Raw genomic sequence first — 19,898 nt, forward strand, 5'->3', positions numbered from 1 at the left:
CGGGAACATGGGGCGCGGGCGGAGCTGCCATCACATGCTCCGCGACGAAGGCCGTCGTTCAGCGCTCGCGCATGTCGCATGATGTGCGACATCACGCAGAACAGGAAGGCGGCTACCGCAAAGTATACGCGCCGTCATCGAAGGAATCGACCCATGTGTCGATAAACGGCCACGTATCAAAGACGTGCATAAAAAAACGCGCGCGTGGCGGGAGCACGCGCGCGTTTCGTCAGACCGGGCCAGCGGCCCGATCTGCATGCAACATCAGAAGCGGTGACGCAGACCGATCGCAACAGCAGTCTGGTTCGCCGTCGACGACGGCGTCAGCGTGTTGATTGCTGCCACGTTCGCGCCGAAGTTGCCGAGTTCACCCGATGCGTGCTGGTACACGCCTTCCAGGTACACGTCGGTGCGCTTCGAGAGCGAGTAGTCGCCTTCCAGCGACACCGTGTGCCACTTCGGATCGCCCGAGCCGTTCGAACCCGACACCTTGCCGTTCGTGAACGTATAGGCAGCCGCGAGGCTCAACGCCGGCGTGAACGCGTACTTGCCGTTGATTTCGTAGTTGTCCATGTGCAGGTTCGTGCCGGCGAGACCGCCGATGAACGTGCCGCCTACGTTTTCACTCTGCAGGTTGTCGAGCTGCGTGTGCGTCCACACGAGGCCGACCGTCGCCGGGCCGTACGCGTAGTTCGCGCCGACGCCATACGTGCGTTGCAGTCCGGCTGCGAGATTCGCGTCGCCGCTACCGGTCGTCACCGCGCCGCCCGTGTTGTTGCTGCCCGAGTTGTTCAGTTGCAGGTAGGCAGCCGCGACGCTCAACGGGCCGTTTGCGTACGATGCGCCGACGCTCCACGCGCGGTTGTTCGAGAACTGGCCGGCGGCATTACTGAAGCCATACAGGCCGCCGAATTGCAGACCAGCGTAGTTCGCGCTTGTGTACTTGACCGCGTTCCTGACGGAGAACGAGTTGTCGAGGTTGTCGTTGTCGAGCGGGTGGCCGGCCAGGTTGTTGCCGTAGCCCGCGCCCGCAGCCGACAGCGGCGCGAGATAGTCGACGACGGAATCATACTGACGGCCGAGCGTCAGCTGACCGTATTGATCGCTCTTCAGGCCGACATAAGCCTGCCGGTTGAACATCGTGTTGTTCTCGGAGAACGCGCCGTTGTTCAGGTTGAAGCCGCTTTCCAGGGTGAAGATGGCGTGCAGACCGCCGCCCAGATCTTCGCTTCCGCGCAGGCCAAAGTACGTGTTCGAGACCGAACCGCTGCCTTGTTGCCAGTTGCTGTGGCCAGCCTGATTGTTCGTGTACACGAGGCCGGCGTCGAGCGTGCCGTACAGGGTGACGCTGCTTTGTGCCTCGGCCGTCGCCGCAAACGCGCCGAGAATGCCCGCAACGATAAGGGTTTTTTTCATGCTTTTAACTCCGGGACAGTGCATAGGGAATCGCATCCAGTTCGACCAGCGATGAAACCGGTCCACTGACGATCCGCTGCGAAGTGTATTCGTCTGGTGAGAGATTTTTATCCCATTCGACGCAATAGTGATTTCCAGAAAGCGTAATGACGGCTGTAAATGCCGCAACTACGGATTTACAAACGGATTTTCGGTTTCGATAATCAGCCGGACAGGATGTTTTAATTCGAACGCCGTTGCTCCGCCGCGACGGAAGGCGCTGTGCAGCCCGCTGCCTTCACCCGCGAATTATCGATTTCAGTGAAAAGTTCACATGTGTTCGCGCAAAGTATTATTACGGTTTATGACCTTTTTGTTGACGCCGGTGCAGGTTTTAACTCGCTCCACCTCGGAGCCATGGGGTTGTCTTTGTTATTCTTTAGCACGGTTTTCGGGTCGCGTTTTTCTGCATATTGCCAGTAATAGATTTTAATTAATGCGATATACGCAATTCATCGTTCCGTTATTGGGTCCGCTTTCGGTTCCGCGATGGGAATGCCTTGTCCGGTTGGCCTGGAGGCGCGTTCAGCCGCTGCGATGCGGGTAAAATCCGGCGCTTGTCTGCCGAAATGTCCCTGAACGTGAGTAAACCAGTCATGCCCGAAAAGTCGCTTCCATCGTCCGATCTGCCCGCTGAAACCGAAACGGCCGTGCCCGAAGTCCAGCAGGATCCGCGTCTGTGGCGCGACGACGGCTGGACGGCGCGCGTCATCAAGAACGGCGACGACGACGGCTGGGCAGTGGAAATGATCAAGGACGGCGAGCCGGAACCCGCGCTCGTCGGACCGTGGACGATGGGTCGCGACAAGAAGAATCCGAAGCCGCTCGATACCTCCGCGTTCAATACGCTGGTGAAGACGGCATCGGAGGTGTTGCGGCGTCACGAGCAGCAGTTGCACGCACTGCTGCACAAGAGCGTGAACGTTGCCTCCGCATCCGGCGACGACGAACTGGAGATCACGCTTGACATCGTTCCTTCGGAAGACGATCCCTACGCGCTACTGACGGCGCTCGACCCGTTCGGCGAACAGCTCGCGCAGGTAAAGGTCGCGCCGAACTTCAAGCTCACCAAGGCGAGCGCGGCGACGTGGGTGGAGAACGACTTTCGCCGGCCAGGCTGAATGTGGGCGCTTTTTACCGGGACGCCGCGCTCCCGCTCAGCTCCGCTTGCAGAAGATGGCGGTCAGGTGCGGCCCGGCGTGATGAACGATGGCGGTGCTGCCGAGGCCGTCGAGCACGGCCTGCACTTTTGTATCGCTAGCGAATACAACGACGCCGTAAGCCGATTTCGCCAGCGGCTCGCCATCGCCGTTGCGGAACATCGGATCGTCCTTCTCGAAGCCAACCACGGCAAATACGGGGAAGCCGAACGCCGTGAGCTTTGCGCCGCGCGACGGCCAGAATGCGTTAATCGAGTTGCTCTCGACGCGCATCGGCTTCGGATCGATCAGTTGCTGGTCGGCGAGGTCTGCGAAAAAGCGGTGTGCGGAAGTGTTGCAGGCAAGCGCCGCGTCGAGGTCGGATGCACGTGAAAAGGTCGGCAGAATCGCGAGAAAAAGGGCAAGAAGTGCAGGGATGATGCGTTTCATGAGAATCCGGGTGGTGCGTTCGCAATCCGCCGGCGCCAATCGCGGCGGGGGTTGCGCAGCGGCCATGACACTCATGGTGGCGCAACAGGTACCGAACTTTACCGGGAATCTCAAAATCGTGCTTTCAGGGGCAAACGGAAACGACGATTTCGCGCAACGAAACAGTGACGTAAACAGCAAGGATTTCATAACCCGTATATATTTCCGGATTATGAATCAACGCTCCCCTATCCGCCAGAACGTTCCCGCGCCCCGCACCTGGGACGCGCGGCTCGCCCGCCGGCTGGTGACGCCGCTCATCGACACCCGGATCACCCCCAATCATCTCACCACGCTGCGCCTCCTGATCGGCCTGGCTGGCGCACTGTGCCTTGCTCGCGGCGACTTCGCATGGTCGAACGCGGGCGCTTTGCTGATCGTGCTGTCGAACTTCGTCGATCACACCGATGGTGAACTCGCGCGCATCAGCGGCAAGACGAGTCGAATCGGTCATTTTTACGACCTCGCGAGCGACGCGCTTGTGACCGTGCTCCTGTTCCTCGGGATGGGCATCGGTATGGGCGCGATCGGTGGCCACGGTCGCGATCTGATCGTGCCGTCGGCGCTCCTGGGTGGCATCGCGGGCGTGTCTGTCGCCGTGATCTTTTTCCTGCGCATGCGGATCGAGGAAATGGCGGGCAAGGCGGGCACGAAGCAGGCTTCGGCCGGCGGCTTCGAGACCGAAGACGTGCTTTATCTGTTGCCGCTCGTCACGCTGACGTCCGGCACGTCGCTGTTCATCATTGCCGCATCGATCGGCGCGCCGCTCTTTGCCGTGTGGGTGATGTTCGATTACCGCCGCGTGGCGCGCCGTGCGCAGCCCGACGCGCAAGCCAGTCAGGTGTGGGTTAGCCGATGAGTACGCATGCAGGGGACGACGTGATGGAGCCCGTCACGTTCGAAAGTTCACGGGCCGCCGGCTCGCATCGCGCGACGCGTGACGCCGATCGCGCCGTCGCGAGTCGCACGCACGGGTTTGACACCGCGCGCCTGCGCAAGGATTTCGCGGATCAGGGCGCATTCCTGTATCTCGACGATTTCCTCGCCCCCGAAGTAACCGAGCAACTCGTCGCGAGCGCCCGCGGGCTGCTCGACGAGGTGAACCGCAATTACCTGCCGGGTCACAAGCAGGGCGGCAGCGTGAGCCGTCATACGATTGACCGTCTCGCGCCGTTCATCGCGGAACTGTATCGCTCGAAGGAACTGATCGGCTGGCTCGAACAACTGTCCGGCGACAAGCTGATGGTGTCGCCCGCCGACGATCCGCATGCCTACGCGCTGTACTACTACACGCGTCCGGGCGATCACATCGGCTGGCACTATGACACGTCGTACTACGACGGCCGCCGTTACACGCTGCTGCTCGGCGTGATCGACGAATCGACGTGCCGTCTCGACTACGAACTCCATACCCGCGACGAAAGCAAAGCCGACGTGCCGGGCTCGGTGCAGATTCCGCCGGGCGGTCTGGTGTTCTTCGACGGCGACAAGCTGCGTCACCGCATCTCGCCGATGGGCGCGAATGAAATGCGCGTCTCGCTGACGTTCGAATACGTCACCGATCCGAACATGCGGCCGTGGAAGCGTTTTATTTCGAACATGAAGGACGCGATCGCGTATTTCGGCTTCCGCCAGGTCTTCAAACAGCTGATGAAGCGCACCGGAGACGCTGCGTGACGCGCGCCGCCATGATCCTGCTGTCGATCGGAACTGCGCTCTTCGTCGCACTGCTCGCGTGGCACGGTTTCGGCTCGGTCGCCTCGACGCTGCTCGCGGCGGGCTGGGGCCTTGCGATCGTCGCCGCTTTTCACGTGCTGCCGCTCGTTCTCGATGCGGGCGCGATCTCCGTACTGTTCAAGCCGCGTCAGGATCATATGACGCACCGCGATGCCGTCTTCGCGCGCTGGATCGGCGAATCGGTGAACAGCCTGTTGCCGGCGGGCCAGATCGGCGGTCCTGTCGTGATGGTGCGGCAACTCTCGCAGCGCGGCATGCGCATGCGCGACGCGGCGGCGGCGGTCACCGTCAGCACGACCTTGCAGGCACTCGCGCAGATCGCTTTTGCGGTCGTCGGCCTGCTGCTGTTTAGCGCCTATGCCACGCATGGTCCGCTGCGCGAACTGCGTACCGCGACGTTGATCGGGACCGGCGTACTCGGCGGCATGGTCGTGATGTTTTACTTCGCGCAGCGGCGCGGTCTGTTCGGCCGCTTGCTGCGCACCGTGTCGAAAGTGTTTGGCAAGCGTGACTGGTCCGCGTTGACTGACAGCGCCGACTCGATCGATGCCGCCGTGCACACGCTCTATCGCGAGCGCGGTCGCGCTGCGGCGAGCTTCGCGCTGAGTTTTGTGGGCTGGCTCGTGGGCACGGTCGAAGTGTGGCTCGCGTTGCGCTTCCTCGGGCATCCGGTCGACTGGATCGATGCAATGCTGCTCGAAAGCATCGGTCAGGCCATCCGCGGCGCGGCCTTCGCGATTCCCGGCTCGCTCGGCGTGCAGGAAGGCGGCTATCTGCTGCTGGCGCCGCTCGTCGGTCTGCCGCCCGATGCGGCGCTGGCGCTGTCGCTGACCAAACGCGCACGCGAACTCCTGCTCGGTCTGCCGGGCCTGCTGTACCTGCATTTCAGCGAACGAAACTGGCAGCGCCGTCGTGCGACGCGCGCGCCTGTCGCCGATTAACCGTTTTTTAGCGTTTTTACAAAAAAGGGCCGCCCATGCGCGCGATCATCCTTGCTGCAGGTCTTGGCCTGCGTCTCCAGCAACCGGCTGGCGATCAGTTTCCGAAGTGCCTGTTGCAATTCGACGGCGTGACCCTGCTCGAGCGTCATCTGCAGATGCTTGACGCCGCCGGCGTTCACGATGTCGTGCTCGCGCTCGGCTTCCAGCCGGAACTTGTCGAGGCAGAACTGACGCGCATCGGCTGGCCGCATCCGGTCGAGATCGTGTTGAACCCGCGCTACGACCTCGGCAGCGTGCTGACCGTGCATACCGTTGCTGACGCGCTCACGCGTGGCGGCGACGTGCTGGTGATGGACGCCGACGTGCTCTACGACGAACGCATCCTGAGCGAGCTCGTGGCGGGCGAATCGGTCAACCGTCTGCTGATCGACCGCGATTTCGAAACCGGCGACGAGCCGGTCAAACTGTGTCTGCAGGATGGCGTGCCGGTCGAACTGCGCAAGCAGCTGGCTGTGGGCCTGCAATTCGACACGATCGGCGAATCGGTTGGCTTCTTCCGCTTCCGCGAAGAAACCGCGCGCCGTTTCGCTGAAATCGTTGCGGGCTACATCGACAGCGGCCGCGCGAACATGCCGCACGAGGAAGCGGTGCGCGACCTGCTGCTCGAACGCAGCCAGGTGTTCGATACCGCCGACGTGACGGGTGCGCCGTGGATCGAGATCGACTTCCCGAACGACGTCGCCCGTGCGGGCCGCGAGATTCTGACGCAGTTGCGTCCGTTCTTCAGCCTCGCCCGTCAGACCACGCCTTAAAGCCCTTAGCGCATGAACGCATGAATGCATGAACGCGCGCCGCGCCGCGCGTTCATGCACCTCCCGTCGCAAAGGCTGCCGCTTGCGCCGGCATATCAGTGATTGCGTCAGCGCGAGTATCTTGCGTGGTGCCGGATTGACAGCATCACGCAAGCGAGCGATGCGATAATCGCGGCTTTGCGTCTGCGGTTTTTCCGCCTGCCGTCCCTCTGCCAATGCCTCTTGCCCTAGGCACGTTCATCGTTCCACTGATCGTCGCGTGTGCGATGTTCATGGAAAACGTCGACGCCACGGTCATCGTGACGTCACTCCCGGCTCTCGCGCGCGACCTCGGTCACGATCCCATTACGCTCAAGCTCGCGGTCACCGCGTACGTGATCGGCCTTGGCGTGTTCATTCCGATCTGCGGCTGGGTCGCAGACCGCTTCGGTTCGCGCACCGTCTTTCGTACGGCGATCGGCATTTTTATCGTCGGCTCGCTGATGAGCGCGGCGTCGACGTCGCTCGCGATGTTTGTCGTCGCGCGCTTCGTGCAGGGCATCGGCGGCGCGATGATGGTGCCGGTCGGGCGGATCATCATTTTCCGCTCGGTGCCGAAGTCGGACTTCATTCGGGCCGTCAACTATCTCACGGTGCCCGCGTTGCTCGGACCTGTGGTCGGGCCGCCGCTCGGCGGTTTCATCACCACCTATCTCCACTGGCGGCTGATTTTTTTCATCAACATTCCGATCGGGATCTTCGGTATCTGGCTTGCGAACCGGCATATCGCGAACGTGCGCGAGGCGCATCCGGGGCGGCTCGACTGGACGGGCTTCGTGCTGTCAGCGGGCGGCGCGTCGCTGTTCATGCTTGGGTTGTCGCTCGTCGGTGGGGAGCTGGTTTCGGGCGAGACGTCGACCGTCATGTGCCTGGCCGGCGCGCTTCTGCTGCTGGTCTACTGGTTCTATGCGCGGCGCGTCGAGTTGCCCGTGCTCGATCTGCGCTTTCTGCGCATTCCGAGTTTTCACGCGAGCGTGGTGGGCGGTTCGCTGTTTCGCATCGGGCTTGGCGCGGTGCCGTTTCTGCTGCCCCTTGCGCTACAGGAAGGGCTCGGGCTGACCGCTTTCGCGGCGGGCGCGATCACGTGCGCGTCTGCGTTCGGCTCGATCTTCATGAAGACGTTTGCGTCGGGCGTGCTCGCGCGCTTCGGCTTTCGTCGTGTGTTGATGGTCAATGCGGCAATCGCGGGGCTCGTGATCGCCATCTACGGGCTCTTCGTGCCCGGTACGCCGCACTGGCTGATCTGGTGTGTGGTGCTGGTCGGTGGCGTGTTTCCTTCGCTGCAGTTCACGAGCCTGAACTCGCTGGCGTACGCCGATATTCCAAGCCGCGACATTGGCCGCGCGACGAGTGTGGCGAGCGTGATCCAGCAGATTTCACTTGGGCTCGGCGTGACCATCGCGGGCCTCGTGCTGCAGATTTCGCACGATCTTCAGGGGCATGCGACGATCGTCTGGTCGGATTTCTGGCCGGCGTTTCTCGTAGTCGGACTGTTCTCGGTGTGCTCGATACCCATCACGGCGCGGCTTCCACACGGTAGCGGCGACGAAATCGCGCGTGGAAGCCGCGGCAGCACATAACTGACGTTGCGTTGTCCGTACAACGGTCAACTGTTGCGCCGCGATGGCGGCGGCGCGCGGGACAACAGCACGTTCGTTCGCACGTGTGCCTTGAGCGCTTTGCCCGTCACGTTGGTCGACGATGCCGTCACGATCGCACCTCTTACGGTACCCGTTGTGACCTGCTTGACGATTGACCCGCCTTCATGCGTTGCCTTGCACTGGATGATATTTAGCGCACCGCGCCATGCGTGGAGCGCCGTCGAGCGCTTCGCAAACCCCCGACTGCCGTGATATAAGCGCAGAACCGACTTGTTCATCGCTGCATCGGAAGTTGACCTGGGGGATAAGCAATGAAGCTGTTTAACAATGCGAAATCGTCGGCAACGGGCTTTGCGCTGGTTGCGCTGGTATCGGCTTCGACGGCCTTTCTCGAGACCACGCCGGCCGTTGCGAAGGGCGTCGTCAAACCACAACCGGCCGTACTGAACGCGTCGGCGATCGCGGTCGCCGACAAATACAGTGCGGATGCTGCCGAACAGATCTTCAAGGAAGGCGGCAACGCGGTCGATGCTGCTGTCGCGATCGCCTTTACGCTTGCCGTGACGTATCCGGAGGCGGGCAACATTGGCGGTGGCGGCTTCATGTCGCTGTACGTGAACGGCAAGCCGTATTTCATCGACTATCGCGAGCGCGCGCCGCTCGCCGCGACCCGCAACATGTACCTCGATGACCAGGGCAACGTCATCAAGGGCAAGAGCCTCTTTGGCTACTACGCCGTCGGCGTGCCGGGCACCGTGGCGGGCATGTGGGAAGCACAGCACCGCTTCGGCCGGCTGAGGTGGAAGCAGGTTCTTGCACCGGCGATCAAGTACGCAACGGACGGTTTCGAAGTCGACGAGCAGCTCGACAAACGTCGCGAAGCAGCGTCGAAAGATTTCGACGGCAAGACCAACTTCGACACGTATTTTGGCAACCTGAAGCAGGGCGTCAACTTCAAGCAGCCTGATCTGGCCGCGGTGCTGACGCGCATCGCGCACGACGGCCCGAAGGACTTCTACAACGGCAAGACTGCTGATCTGATTGCGGCATCGATGCGCGGCCATGGCGCGATCACGAAACGGGACCTGCAGGACTATCGTGCTGTGTGGCGCAAGCCGATCGAAGCGAACTGGAATGGCTACCACGTGATTACGGCGCCGCCGCCGAGCTCGGGCGGTATTGGCCTTGTGCAGCTGTTGAAGATGAAGGCGGATCTCGCGCCGGACTTCAAGGATGTGTCGTTGAATTCGGCGCAATACGTGCATCTGATTGCGGAGATCGAGAAGCGCGTATTTGCTGACCGCGCGCAATACCTGGGCGACCCGGATTTCTACAAGGTACCGGTCGCGCAGTTGACTGACGACGCCTACATTGCAAAGCGCGCTGCCGAGGTGAACCCGACTACGCCGTCGGACACTAAGAGTGTGCAACCGGGCCTTGGCACATCGATGCCGGAGAAGGCGGAGACGACGCACTTCTCGGTGGTGGACAAGTGGGGCAATGCGGTGTCGAACACGTACACGATCAACGGCTACTTTGGCTCGGGCGTCGTGGCGGAGGGGACGGGCATTGTGTTGAACGACGAGATGGACGACTTTGCGGCGAAGCCTGGCGTGCCGAACATGTTTGGCGTGGTGGGGAGCGACGCGAACTCGATCGAGCCGAAGAAGCGCCCGTTGTCGTCGATGTCGCCGACGATCTTGACGAAGGACGGCAAGGTATCGCTGGTGATTGGCACGCCTGGAGGCTCACGCATTTTCACGTCGATTTTCCAGGTGATCAACAACGTTTACGACTTCAGGATGCCGTTACCGGAAGCGGTGTCCGCGATGCGCTTCCACCACCAGTTGCTGCCGCCGAACACGATTTTCTGGGAGCCGTACAAGCCGATCGATGGCGAGCTGGCGAAGGAGATCGAGGCGAAAGGTTACGTGCTGAAGGGCCAGGACTTTAGCGGCGACATCCAGGCGATCAAGATCAACGGCGACACCCCGGAACCCGTTTCCGACCCACGGGGGAGAGGCGTAACGCGGGTAGTTCAGTAAGCGTCGTAGCTGAAACGACGCAACAGGACGGGCATCGAAATTCGATGCCCGTCTTTTATTGGAAAAGCAGCACTTCACACGAAATACTGCACGGCGACGCACGAAGTGCGAAGCCGGATGAATGAGCGCTGTGTCACGAGCGATGCTGTGCGAGGGAACGGCCCGTGCGCGGACCCATACCGCGTGAAGTGCGGGGGCGACACTTCATGGGGTGCCATTCCCCGACGATGATGCACCGAGAGGCGGGGCGTTATCGAAGCGCCTTTCTTTTGCCTACTTTTCTTTGGCAAGGACAAAGAAAAGTAGGTGCCGCCCCGCACAGGGGCGACGCCAATAGACCGACACGAATACAAGGAAAGGCCAAAACAAACCAAACCAAACCCAAACCAGAACCAACCCTAAAGCTTCAAAATCCGCTCAAAAAACCGACACCACGCGGCAGCGTGATCCGCATCATCAGAAGAAGATAGAGATGACGACAAAGAAGAAAAAGCCTCATCCCCAGCCCGCCGGCAGGCAAAAACAAACCGTTCAAGCGCTTCGCGATCAGCGAACTCAAGTTCATGCTGCGCAGCAACAACCACAACCCGCGCGGGTCCGCGCCTGACTCTGGGAATGCCGGAATCATCATATCCAGCGATATCCCGTGCAACTTTCACCTGGTAGTCACGGGCCAAGTCGCTCTCCTCAGCAGCTGATCGATCTCCCCAGTATAGGCAACGAAACGGCTAACTGGCCTGCTCAACCGGTGTCAACGCCAACTCAAGCTTTTGCGCGCCACGCAGCACGGCCACCGAAACGACCCGATCGATCCGCGAAGCACCGAGCGCGCGCTGCAATCCATCGACGCTATCCACTTCCACGCCGTCAACCGCAACAATCGTATCGTCCATGCGCACGCCGGCCGCCGCCGCCGGACTGCCTTTGACGACCTCCATCACATGCACCCCGCTGACCAAATTCAGCCCGAAATACCGCTGCACACGCCGCGAGATGGGCGTCGTCGTGCCGGCCACGCCAATATAGGCGCGCCGCACGCGCCCATACGCGAAGAGCTGCATGATCACCCACTTCGCCGTATCGATCGCCGTCGCGAAGCAGATCGCCTGCGCGCCGGGGATGATCGCGGTGTTCACGCCAACCACCTGGCCCGCCGAATTGATCAGCGGGCCGCCCGAGTTGCCCGGGTTCAGCGCGGCGTCGGTCTGGATCACGTCGTAGATCATGCGTCCGGAGTTCGAGCGCAACGAGCGGCCGAGCGCCGATACCACGCCCGTCGTGACCGTCTGCGCAAGCCCGAGCGGATTGCCGACCGCGATCGCGATCTGCCCGACGCGCAGCTTGCCGGATTCGCCCAGCTCGACGTGTGGCAACGGTTCGGGCGAGCCGATCCGCAGCACCGCGAGATCGCTGTCCGGATCGTCGCCGACGAGATCGGCGTCGAATTTCGCGCCGTCGGCGAGTGTCACGCGAATATGCGTCGCGCCGTGCACGACGTGGCTGTTGGTCAGCAGATAGCCGTCAGGCGTGAAGAGAAAGCCCGAGCCAGTGCCACCGCGCGTGCCGCGGCCGTGGCCATGATGGCCATTAGCGTCGCCCGGCAGGCGCCGTTCGACCGAAATGAACGCGACGGCCTGCTGCACGCGTTCGAGTGCGCCGATGACCGTGCGGGAGTACGCGTCGAGCAGCGCGTCGTCGTCGGCGAGGGGGAGCGCAGCGGTAGCGTCGGCCGCATCGGGCGCGCCGGGCGGCAGATCATCGATGAAACGGGGACGGCTTCCCATGATGAAGCTCCAGATAGATGGATACGCAGATGCAGGGTCGCGCCGCCGTTTTTCAAGAGCCCTGAAGAGCGCGTGCACAGGCGCCTGTGAGACACTTCCCTGACGCCTGCCTTGCAGCGGTCTTCAGGGACCCGCGGGGCGGCTCAGCGAGCCGTGGCGCGAGGACGGCAAGACTCAACGGACCTGCCATGCCGCCACGCCGCAGCGGCCCGCAGCGCCAAAGGAGCACGACAGCATGAACCAGCCAGCGAACCCGTCCACCCCGAACGCGCCGCGTGTCGAATCGCTGAGCGCGATCACGCTCGCGACGCACGACATGGCGCGCGCGGTGGCGTTCTACGAGGCGCTCGGTTTTCCTCGCCGGTTCGGTGGTCCTGACGAGGCATTTACATCATTCGCGCTGGGCACGTCATTCCTGAACCTGATTGCCGACACGCGCGGTCCGATCAACTGGTGGGGGCGCGTGATCATCCATGTGTCGGACGTAGACGGCATGTACCGGAAGGCGGAAGCCGCCGGCCTCAAGCCGGAATTCGCGCCATCCGATGCGCCGTGGGGCGAGCGATACTTTCATATCGTCGACCCGGACGGGCACGAGTTGAGCTTTGCGCGTCCGCTGCAAGGCGACAACAGATAAGTCCGTCTTCGCTGTCCGCCCGTTTCGAAACGCAGGAAAAGCGGCTGCCGTCAGGCTTCTGATCGTCGCCAGAAACTCGCTATGATGTCCCTTTGCCGTTTGCAAATGACTCAGGACAGGGCCTCGGCCGCTGGCCTCGCCGCATACGTCAAGACGAACCACCGCCGCACCGTATGACAGCCACGCCGGGGTAACACGCTTGACACCTCGCGCTTCGATAATCGACCCGCCGACGCTGCACGCATCTGGCGTGCAGCCCCCGTTTTGCAGCCTGCTTCCGTCGCACAGGAGAATGACGATGAAAGAACATGACATGGCCCACGACGCCGCGGCATTCGCGGAACGTCAGCGCCGTTTCGAAGAAGACCTCATCGATGCATACGACGAGGAACTCGAAATGGAAGTGGACGATCGCATCATCGACGGCGCGGACGGCCTGACCGCTGAAGCCCGCGAAGCGCGCAAGCACTATTTCCGCGAGCTGTTCCGCCTGCAGGGCGAACTCGTCAAACTGCAGGACTGGATCGTGCACACGGGTCACCGGCTCGTCGTGATCTTCGAAGGCCGGGATGCAGCGGGCAAGGGCGGAGCGATCAAGCGCATCACGCAGCGTCTGAACCCACGCGTGTGCCGCGTGGCCGCGCTGCCTGCGCCGAACAACCGCGAACGCACGCAGTGGTATTTCCAGCGCTATACGCAGCATCTGCCGGCCGGCGGTGAAATGGTGCTGTTCGATCGCAGCTGGTACAACCGGGCGGGCGTTGAGCGCGTGATGAATTTCTGCTCCGACGACGAGTACGAAGAGTTTTTCCGCTCAGTGCCGGAGTTCGAAAAGATGCTGGTGAGAAGCGGCATCCAGATCGTCAAATACTGGTTTTCGATCACCGACGAAGAGCAGGAAATCCGCTTCCAGAACCGCATTCACGATCCGCTCAAGCAATGGAAGCTGAGCCCGATGGACCTGGAAAGCCGCCGTCGCTGGGAAGCCTATACGCAGGCGAAAGAAGTCATGCTACATCGCTCGCACATTCCCGAAGCGCCGTGGTGGGTCGCGCAGGCCGTCGACAAGAAGCGCGCGCGTCTGAACTGCATTCACCATCTGCTGAGCCAGGTGCCGTATCACGAGATCGAGCATCCGACGATCTCGCTGCCCGACCGCGTGTTCAACACGGAGTACATCCGCCAGCCGGTGCCTGCTTCAATGATCGTGCCGGAAATCTACTGATTCGACCGGGCATAAAAAAGGCGGCGCGCAGTTCAATATGTGCGCGCCGCCTTTTTCGTTATGTCGATGCCGCTTTAGAACACGTGGCGGAACACCCAGTAAAGCCCGCCCGCCAGCACGATCGAAACCGGCAGCGTCAGCACCCATGCCATCACGAGGCTGCGCACGGTGTTCCATTGCAGGCCGGAACCGTTGGCGGCCATCGTACCCGCCACACCGGACGACAGCACGTGCGTCGTCGAAACCGGCAGACCGTACACGTCCGCCGCGCCGATCGTCAGCATCGCGACCAGTTCGGCGGATGCACCTTGCCCGTACGTCAGATGCTGCCTGCCGATCTTTTCGCCGACTGTCACGACGATCCGCTTCCAGCCGACCATCGTGCCGAGCCCCAGCGCGATCGCGACCGCGACCTTCACCCACGTCGGAATGAACTTGGTGGCGTGGTCGGTCTGCTTCTTGAAGTTGTCGATGGCCTTGAGGTCGTCGGCGGCGAAGGCGGGTTGCTTCGCCTTTTCCATCAGACGGATCGCTTCGGACGCGACGTACATGTTGTTGCGCACGTTATCGACCATGTCCTTCGGCACGCTGGCCATCGAACCCGACGAGCCGACCTGCTGCCCGATCAGGTCGATCAGCTGTTTCAGCGCCGGCACCGTCGCGGGCGCGAGCTGGCGCGTCTGCACGAAGGCTTCCACGTCGGCCCGCGGATTCGCCGACAGCGGCGCGCCGTTCGTGTACTTCGCGAGCGTCGTGGACGTCTGTTGCGCAACGGCGAGGAACGTCTGCGTTTCGGAGGTCGTCACGGCCTTGTTCAGTGCGAATGAAGTGGGCACCGTGCCGATCAGGATCAGCATGATGAGGCCCATGCCTTTCTGGCCATCGTTGGAACCGTGCGCGAACGAAACGCCCGTACAGGTGAGGATCAGCAGGCTGCGGATCCAGAACGGCGGCGGCTTTTTGCCCTTCGGTTCCGCGTAGAGCGACGGCACGCGCACGACCGCCTTCAACACGAGCAGCAGCAGTGCGGCCGCCAGAAATCCGATCAGCGGCGAAAACAGCAGCGCCTTGCCGACGCCGAGCGCCTGGTTCCAGTCCACGCCGCTCGTGCCCGACGAACCATGAATCAACTGGTTCATCAGGCCCACGCCGATGATCGAGCCGATCAACGTATGCGAACTCGACGACGGCAGCCCGAAATACCACGTACCCAGATTCCAGATGATCGCGGCGATCAGCAGCGCGAACACCATCGCGAAACCCGCGCTACTGCCGACCTGCAGGATCAGCTCGACAGGCAGCAGCTGCAGGATGCCGAACGCGACCGCGCCGCTCGACGTCAGCACGCCGAGAAAATTCCATGCGCCCGACCAGACGACGGCAAGATTCGGCGTCAGCGAATGCGTATAGATGACGGTCGCGACGGCGTTCGCGGTGTCGTGAAAACCATTGACGAACTCGAACCCCAGCGCGATCAGCAACGCAACGCCGAGCAGGAAGTACGGCACAAAAGCGTTGGGGCGAAGCGGCTGCAGATCGTCGATCAGATGCGTGGCGACGTAAAAGGCGCCCACGGCGATGACCAGCATGAAGACGATGAGGCTCGCGCTCCGGCCTCGTCCAGCTGCTGCTTCCGGTTGCGGATAGGAGAGTTCTGGCATGGGCTTGCCCTGGAGAGATCGGTTTGGGGGGACTTTCGATCGTGCAGGGCGTGTATGTCCGGCTGATGACAGAACGGTGTCGGTATGCCCCTTAAATCGTGCCGAAGAGCGCGCGCGGGCGATCTTTCAGCGTGCCCGCAAGCAACCGCAGCGCGCTCACCAGCTGGTCGCGGCTCGACGCGCACGCGAGATTGATCCGCACGCCGTGCTCGATCTCCGAGCGGTCGACTGCAAAGGCCGACGACGGCATCACGATCACGCCGCGCGCCTTCGCATTGGCCGCGAAATCGTCGGCGCGCCACGGTGGCGGCAGCCTGAGCCAGACAAACATGCAGGCCGGATCGGACTCCAGCAGTTCCTGAGGCAGCAGTTCGCGCGCGAGGTCGTGCCGTGCGCGGATTTCGGCGAGTTGTGCATTCATGATGTGGCGCGCGGTGCCGTCCTCGATCCATATCGACGCGATCAGCATCGACATCGGCGCAGGCATCCACGCGGTGGTGCGCACGGCCTCCGCACAAAGCGCGGAGCTATCCGGTGGACTCAGCAAATACCCAAGACGCAGGCCCGGCGCCAGGATCTTCGACGTCGCGGCGATGTGAAACGTCAGTTCGGGGCAGAGACTTGCGATGGCCGGCAGACGCTGGGACACAAGCGGACCGTAAACGTCGTCTTCGATGATGGTGACGCCGTGCCGGCGCGCGACATCGACGAGTGCCATCCGGCGTTCGAGGCTCATCGTCGTGACGGTCGGGTTCTGCAGGTTCGGCACGGTGAAGATTGCTTTCACCCGCGTGCGGCGGCAGAGGCGGTCGACTTCATCCGTCAGCAGCCCGTCGCGGTCGCTCGGCACGCCGACAATCTCGAACTGGAACACGGGCGCGAGCGCCTTCAGGCCGTAGTACGTGAGCTGGTCGGCGAGGATGACGCCGTCCGTGCCGATCAGGCTGTTCAGCACGGCGTAGAGGCCGTGCTGCGCGCCGCTCGTCACCACGACATGATCCGGCTCCGGCGTGAAGCCGGGCGCGGCCATCCACTTCGCGCCGGCGGCGCGCGCCCACAGCGGCCCCTGCGGCGGCTGGTATTCCTGTAGCGACGGATAGCGCGGATCGCGCGGCAACTCGGCAAGCGTACGCGCGAGGCAGTTCAGGAATTCGCCTGTCGCCGGACGGTTCACGGTCAGATCGACGGCCGCGTTGTTCACGGCGCGTGCCGGTTCGACGCTCGGCATCGCGCCACCCGTCACGAGCGAGCCGCGCCGTTTGCTGCCGATCACGAGGCCACGCAGCTGGAGTTCCCTGTACGCGCGCGATACCGTCGACACGTTGATACCCAGCTCCGTCGCAAGCTGGCGCTGCGGCGGCAGCCGGCTGCCCGGCGGATAGACGCCGCTGCGGATCTCATCCTCGATCGAACTCGATACCTCGACATACGTGGCGCGTTTTGCTCGCGTTGGCGAACGCGCCGCTGTTTCTGACGCGCCTGCGCCATTGTCGGCCCGCGTTGCTGGTTTGTCCGAAGCCATTCTCTTGCGCGTCTCCATACAAAACCGGTTTTGTCCGCAGCTTCGCGGCAAGTGTCCCGATTCTATACCAGTTAAGGCGCGCTACAACGTCCTGAAGGGTGGCAAAGAGTGCGCCAGCATCGCGCCAGGGAAAATCCCATGCCACACAATCAGTATTTTAATTGCACACAAAAAATTCTTGTGTGATTCTAGAGTCATGGTTTGTCTGGTGCGTGGACGCGACCGCCGGTCGTCGAGCGTCGCACCGGTATGCGGAGGGGAAAGGGAATGGCGGAGATTGCCATCGTCGGCGCCGGATTTATCGGGCTTGCGAGCGCTGCCTGGCTGATGCGCGACGGCCATCGCGTCACGTTGTTCGACCCTTCGGGCGTCGGGCAGGGGGCGTCGTTTGGCAACGCGGGAACGTTCGCGCACTACGCGTGCATTCCGGTGAACAACCCGTCCGTGTTTCGCGATCTGCCGCGCTTTCTGCTATCGAGCGAAAGTCCGTTCCGCTTGCGCTGGCGCTATCTGCCGCACCTCGCGCCGTGGCTGGTCCGTTTCCTCATGAGTTCGACGCCGCATCGGTACGAGGCGAGCGCCCGCGCGCTGGCCGCGCTGCTTGGGCACGCGCAGGCCGGTTACGGGCCACTCCTCGCCGGGCCTGAACTCCAGCAGTTCGTGCGCTCACGCGAATGCCTGTACCTGTATTCGAACGGTGCGTCGTTCGATGCGGCGCGTCGTGCGCTGGATCTTCGACAGAAGCTCGGCGTCAGCTTCGACGTGCTGGCCGCGGATGACATCCGGCAACTCGAACCCGCGCTCGCGCCGATCTTCGAGCGCGGCGTGCTGTTCAGCGACAGCTGGCATTTCTCGAATCCGCAAAGCTTTCTGCAGACGCTCTTTGAACACCTCGCCGCTGGCGGACTGACGCTCGAACGCTCGACGGTGAGCGCCGTACAACCGGCGGCCGATGGCGCGTCGCTGGTTATCGAAGGCGGCACGCAACGTCGCTTCGATTACGTGGTGATCGCTACCGGCGCGCGCTCCGCAACGTTCGCGCAGCAGTGCGGCGATCGCGTGCCGCTGGATACCGAGCGTGGCTATCACGTGCGTTATCCCGGCGCCACGCAGCTGATTTCGCGGCCGGTCGGCTGGGCCGAACGCGGCTTTTACATGACGCCGATGAGCGATGGCATCCGCGTCGCAGGCACGGTCGAACTGGGTGGATTCAGCGATACGCGCAACCGCTCGCTGCTCGATCTGCTGACGTTTTCTTCGAAGCGCGCGCTACCGGGGCTCGATTCACCGGATAGCAGCTGGCTCGGGTTTCGTCCGACGCTACCCGACGGCCTGCCGGTGCTCGGCCGGTCGCGGGCCAGTGAGCGCGTGATCTACGCGTTCGGTCACCAGCACCTGGGGCTGACGCTCGCGGGCGTGACGGGCCAGATCGTGGCCGATCTGGTGGCACGGCGAGCGCCGCCACTCGACCTCGGGCCTTACGCAGCGGCGCGTTTCTAACGATCGAAGGAACCGCGCGAAAGCGCCGCATCGGATTGCTGCCATCGCAGGACGACCTCGACGTGTCGCGCGTCGGGCCAGTCGATACCACCACGCGCGACGTTTATATCGTAAAGGAGCGCATCATGAATCGCCGCTATTGGCTTTTGAGTCTGGCAGTCTGCGCGCTGGGTGCGCAGATACCGTCTTCGTGGGCTGCCGATCCCGACGTTGTCAAAATCGGTTTTGTCGGGCCATTGACGGGCCCGGTTGCGCGTGTCGGCAAGGATCTGCAATACGGCGCGCAGCTCGCGCTCGACGAGGAAAACGCGAAGCATCCGACCGTCGCGGGCAAGCCCGTCAAGTTCGTGCTCGACGTGCAGGACGATCAGGCCGACCCGCGCGTCGCGATCCAGGTCGCGCAGAAGCTGGTCGATGATGGTGTTGTAGGCGTGATCGGCCATTACAACTCGGGTTGCAGCATTCCCGCATCGACGGTCTACCATCAGGCGAACGTCGCGATGATCACGCCTGGCTCGACCAACCCGCAACTGACCAAACAGGGCTTCAAGAACGTGTTCCGCACGATGGGTCATGACGGTGTGGGCGGCATCGTCGCGGGGCATTTCGTTGTCGAGCAGCTGAAGGCGAAGCGCATCGGCATCATCGACGATCGCACGGCGTTCGGTCAGGGCCTCGCCGATGCATTCGAAAAAGGCGCGAAGGAGGCGAACGGTAACATCGTCGATCGCGAGTTCACGAACGACAAGGCCGTCGACTTCCGCGCGATCCTGACAACGTTGAAGAGCAAGAATGTCGACGTGATTTTCTTTGGCGGTCTGGATGAGCAGGGCGCAATGCTCGTCAAACAGATGCGTTCACTCGGCATGACGGCCCAGCTGTTCGGTGCGGGCGCGCTGAAGAGCAATGCCTTCCTGCAGATTGCCGGCACATCGGGTGAACGCACGCAGGATCTGGAGCCGGGTCCTGCGCTGGACAAGCTGCCCGCTGCCCAGGAATTCGGCAAGCGGTACAAGGCGCGCTTTAACCAGGACGTCGAGTTATACGCGCCGTTCGCGTACGACGCGGCGCTGGCGATGATCAAGGCCATCCACGATGCGAATTCGCTCGACCGGCAGAAGATTGTCGATAGTCTGGCGAAGGTGTCGGTGACAGGCGTCACGGGCAAGATCTCGTTCGATCCCTATGGCGATCTGATCAAGCCGCCTTATACGCTGTTCGAAGTGCAGCAGGGACAGTGGAAGAGCCAGAAGACGATTGGCGGCACCTGATTTTCGGGTGCATCGAAGCGGCCGGCTGCGTTTTCGCAGC

General features: G+C 62.5%; 18 protein-coding genes. 11 read left to right on the forward strand and 7 right to left on the reverse strand.

What is annotated here, in order from left to right:
- Positions 1–264 precede the first annotated feature (264 nt).
- A complete protein-coding gene (locus P3T16_RS04140) occupies positions 265–1,416 on the reverse strand; it encodes a porin (protein WP_429341268.1) in 1,152 nt (383 codons plus the stop codon).
- A 635-nt stretch (positions 1,417–2,051) separates the two neighbouring features.
- On the opposite strand from P3T16_RS04140, the gene P3T16_RS04145 reads away from it, so the two are divergent.
- On the forward strand, positions 2,052–2,576 hold the full coding sequence (locus P3T16_RS04145) for a hypothetical protein (RefSeq protein WP_429254340.1): 525 nt from the start codon (positions 2,052–2,054) through the stop codon (positions 2,574–2,576).
- Between the two features lie 36 nt (positions 2,577–2,612).
- On the opposite strand, the gene P3T16_RS04150 is transcribed toward P3T16_RS04145, so the two are convergent.
- On the reverse strand, positions 2,613–3,044 hold the full coding sequence (locus tag P3T16_RS04150; RefSeq protein WP_429341269.1) for a hypothetical protein: 432 nt from the start codon (positions 3,042–3,044) through the stop codon (positions 2,613–2,615).
- 211 nt (positions 3,045–3,255) lie between these two features.
- Between P3T16_RS04150 and P3T16_RS04155 the strand changes: the two genes are divergently transcribed.
- The 5 genes from P3T16_RS04155 to P3T16_RS04175 all read left to right on the forward strand — a co-directional run bounded on the left by P3T16_RS04155 (position 3,256) and on the right by P3T16_RS04175 (position 8,192).
- Entirely contained in the window at positions 3,256–3,942 is a 687-nt protein-coding gene (locus P3T16_RS04155; protein ID WP_429254342.1) for a CDP-alcohol phosphatidyltransferase family protein, read from the forward strand.
- The gene (locus tag P3T16_RS04160; protein WP_429341270.1) at positions 3,939–4,760 is read left to right on the forward strand and encodes a HalD/BesD family halogenase; all 822 of its coding nucleotides are present in this window, start codon (positions 3,939–3,941) and stop codon (positions 4,758–4,760) included. The genes P3T16_RS04155 and P3T16_RS04160 overlap by 4 nt, the downstream gene beginning before the upstream one ends.
- Positions 4,757–5,761 carry a flippase-like domain-containing protein gene (locus tag P3T16_RS04165; RefSeq protein ID WP_429341271.1) on the forward strand — a complete coding sequence of 335 codons (1,005 nt, stop codon included), beginning with the start codon at positions 4,757–4,759 and terminating at the stop codon, positions 5,759–5,761. The genes P3T16_RS04160 and P3T16_RS04165 overlap by 4 nt, the downstream gene beginning before the upstream one ends.
- A 35-nt stretch (positions 5,762–5,796) precedes the next feature.
- Positions 5,797–6,573: an NTP transferase domain-containing protein gene (locus tag P3T16_RS04170; protein WP_429254345.1), complete on the forward strand. Its 777-nt coding sequence runs from the start codon at positions 5,797–5,799 to the stop codon at positions 6,571–6,573.
- 215 nt (positions 6,574–6,788) lie between these two features.
- Positions 6,789–8,192: an MFS transporter gene (locus tag P3T16_RS04175; RefSeq protein ID WP_429254346.1), complete on the forward strand. Its 1,404-nt coding sequence runs from the start codon at positions 6,789–6,791 to the stop codon at positions 8,190–8,192.
- Between the two features lie 26 nt (positions 8,193–8,218).
- Here the strand turns inward: P3T16_RS04175 and P3T16_RS04180 are convergent, their stop codons facing one another.
- On the reverse strand, positions 8,219–8,491 hold the full coding sequence (locus tag P3T16_RS04180) for a hypothetical protein (RefSeq protein ID WP_429341272.1): 273 nt from the start codon (positions 8,489–8,491) through the stop codon (positions 8,219–8,221).
- A 33-nt stretch (positions 8,492–8,524) separates the two neighbouring features.
- On the opposite strand from P3T16_RS04180, the gene ggt reads away from it, so the two are divergent.
- Positions 8,525–10,258 carry a gamma-glutamyltransferase gene (gene ggt, locus P3T16_RS04185; protein ID WP_429254347.1) on the forward strand — a complete coding sequence of 578 codons (1,734 nt, stop codon included), beginning with the start codon at positions 8,525–8,527 and terminating at the stop codon, positions 10,256–10,258.
- 406 nt (positions 10,259–10,664) lie between these two features.
- Here ggt and P3T16_RS04190 read toward each other — a convergent pair whose 3' ends face one another.
- Positions 10,665–10,889, reverse strand: coding sequence for a hypothetical protein (locus P3T16_RS04190; RefSeq protein WP_429341273.1), 225 nt, complete (start codon positions 10,887–10,889; stop codon positions 10,665–10,667).
- Between the two features lie 97 nt (positions 10,890–10,986).
- A complete protein-coding gene (locus P3T16_RS04195; RefSeq protein WP_429341274.1) occupies positions 10,987–12,042 on the reverse strand; it encodes a S1C family serine protease in 1,056 nt (351 codons plus the stop codon).
- A 235-nt stretch (positions 12,043–12,277) separates the two neighbouring features.
- Here P3T16_RS04195 and P3T16_RS04200 point away from each other — a divergent pair, with 235 nt between their 5' ends.
- Both P3T16_RS04200 and ppk2 read left to right on the forward strand, forming a co-directional pair.
- On the forward strand, positions 12,278–12,679 hold the full coding sequence (locus P3T16_RS04200) for a VOC family protein (protein ID WP_429341275.1): 402 nt from the start codon (positions 12,278–12,280) through the stop codon (positions 12,677–12,679).
- Between the two features lie 298 nt (positions 12,680–12,977).
- Positions 12,978–13,904, forward strand: coding sequence for a polyphosphate kinase 2 (gene ppk2 / locus P3T16_RS04205; RefSeq protein WP_429341276.1), 927 nt, complete (start codon positions 12,978–12,980; stop codon positions 13,902–13,904).
- Positions 13,905–13,978: 74 nt separating this feature from the next.
- Here the strand turns inward: ppk2 and P3T16_RS04210 are convergent, their stop codons facing one another.
- Positions 13,979–15,565, reverse strand: coding sequence for an inorganic phosphate transporter (locus P3T16_RS04210; RefSeq protein ID WP_429341277.1), 1,587 nt, complete (start codon positions 15,563–15,565; stop codon positions 13,979–13,981).
- Between the two features lie 91 nt (positions 15,566–15,656).
- Positions 15,657–17,087, reverse strand: a complete 1,431-nt coding sequence (locus P3T16_RS04215) for a PLP-dependent aminotransferase family protein (protein WP_429341278.1) — start codon at positions 17,085–17,087, stop codon at positions 15,657–15,659.
- A 267-nt stretch (positions 17,088–17,354) separates the two neighbouring features.
- On the opposite strand from P3T16_RS04215, the gene P3T16_RS04220 reads away from it, so the two are divergent.
- Positions 17,355–18,587 (forward strand): NAD(P)/FAD-dependent oxidoreductase, encoded by a 1,233-nt coding sequence (locus P3T16_RS04220; protein WP_429341279.1) that lies wholly within the window; start codon positions 17,355–17,357, stop codon positions 18,585–18,587.
- 125 nt (positions 18,588–18,712) lie between these two features.
- Complete coding sequence (locus tag P3T16_RS04225; protein WP_429341280.1) at positions 18,713–19,858, forward strand: branched-chain amino acid ABC transporter substrate-binding protein; 1,146 nt, start codon at positions 18,713–18,715, stop codon at positions 19,856–19,858.
- Positions 19,859–19,898 lie beyond the last annotated feature (40 nt).

The sequence above is a fragment of the Paraburkholderia sp. GAS42 genome (assembly GCF_050436565.1).
Classification (GTDB): domain Bacteria; phylum Pseudomonadota; class Gammaproteobacteria; order Burkholderiales; family Burkholderiaceae; genus Paraburkholderia.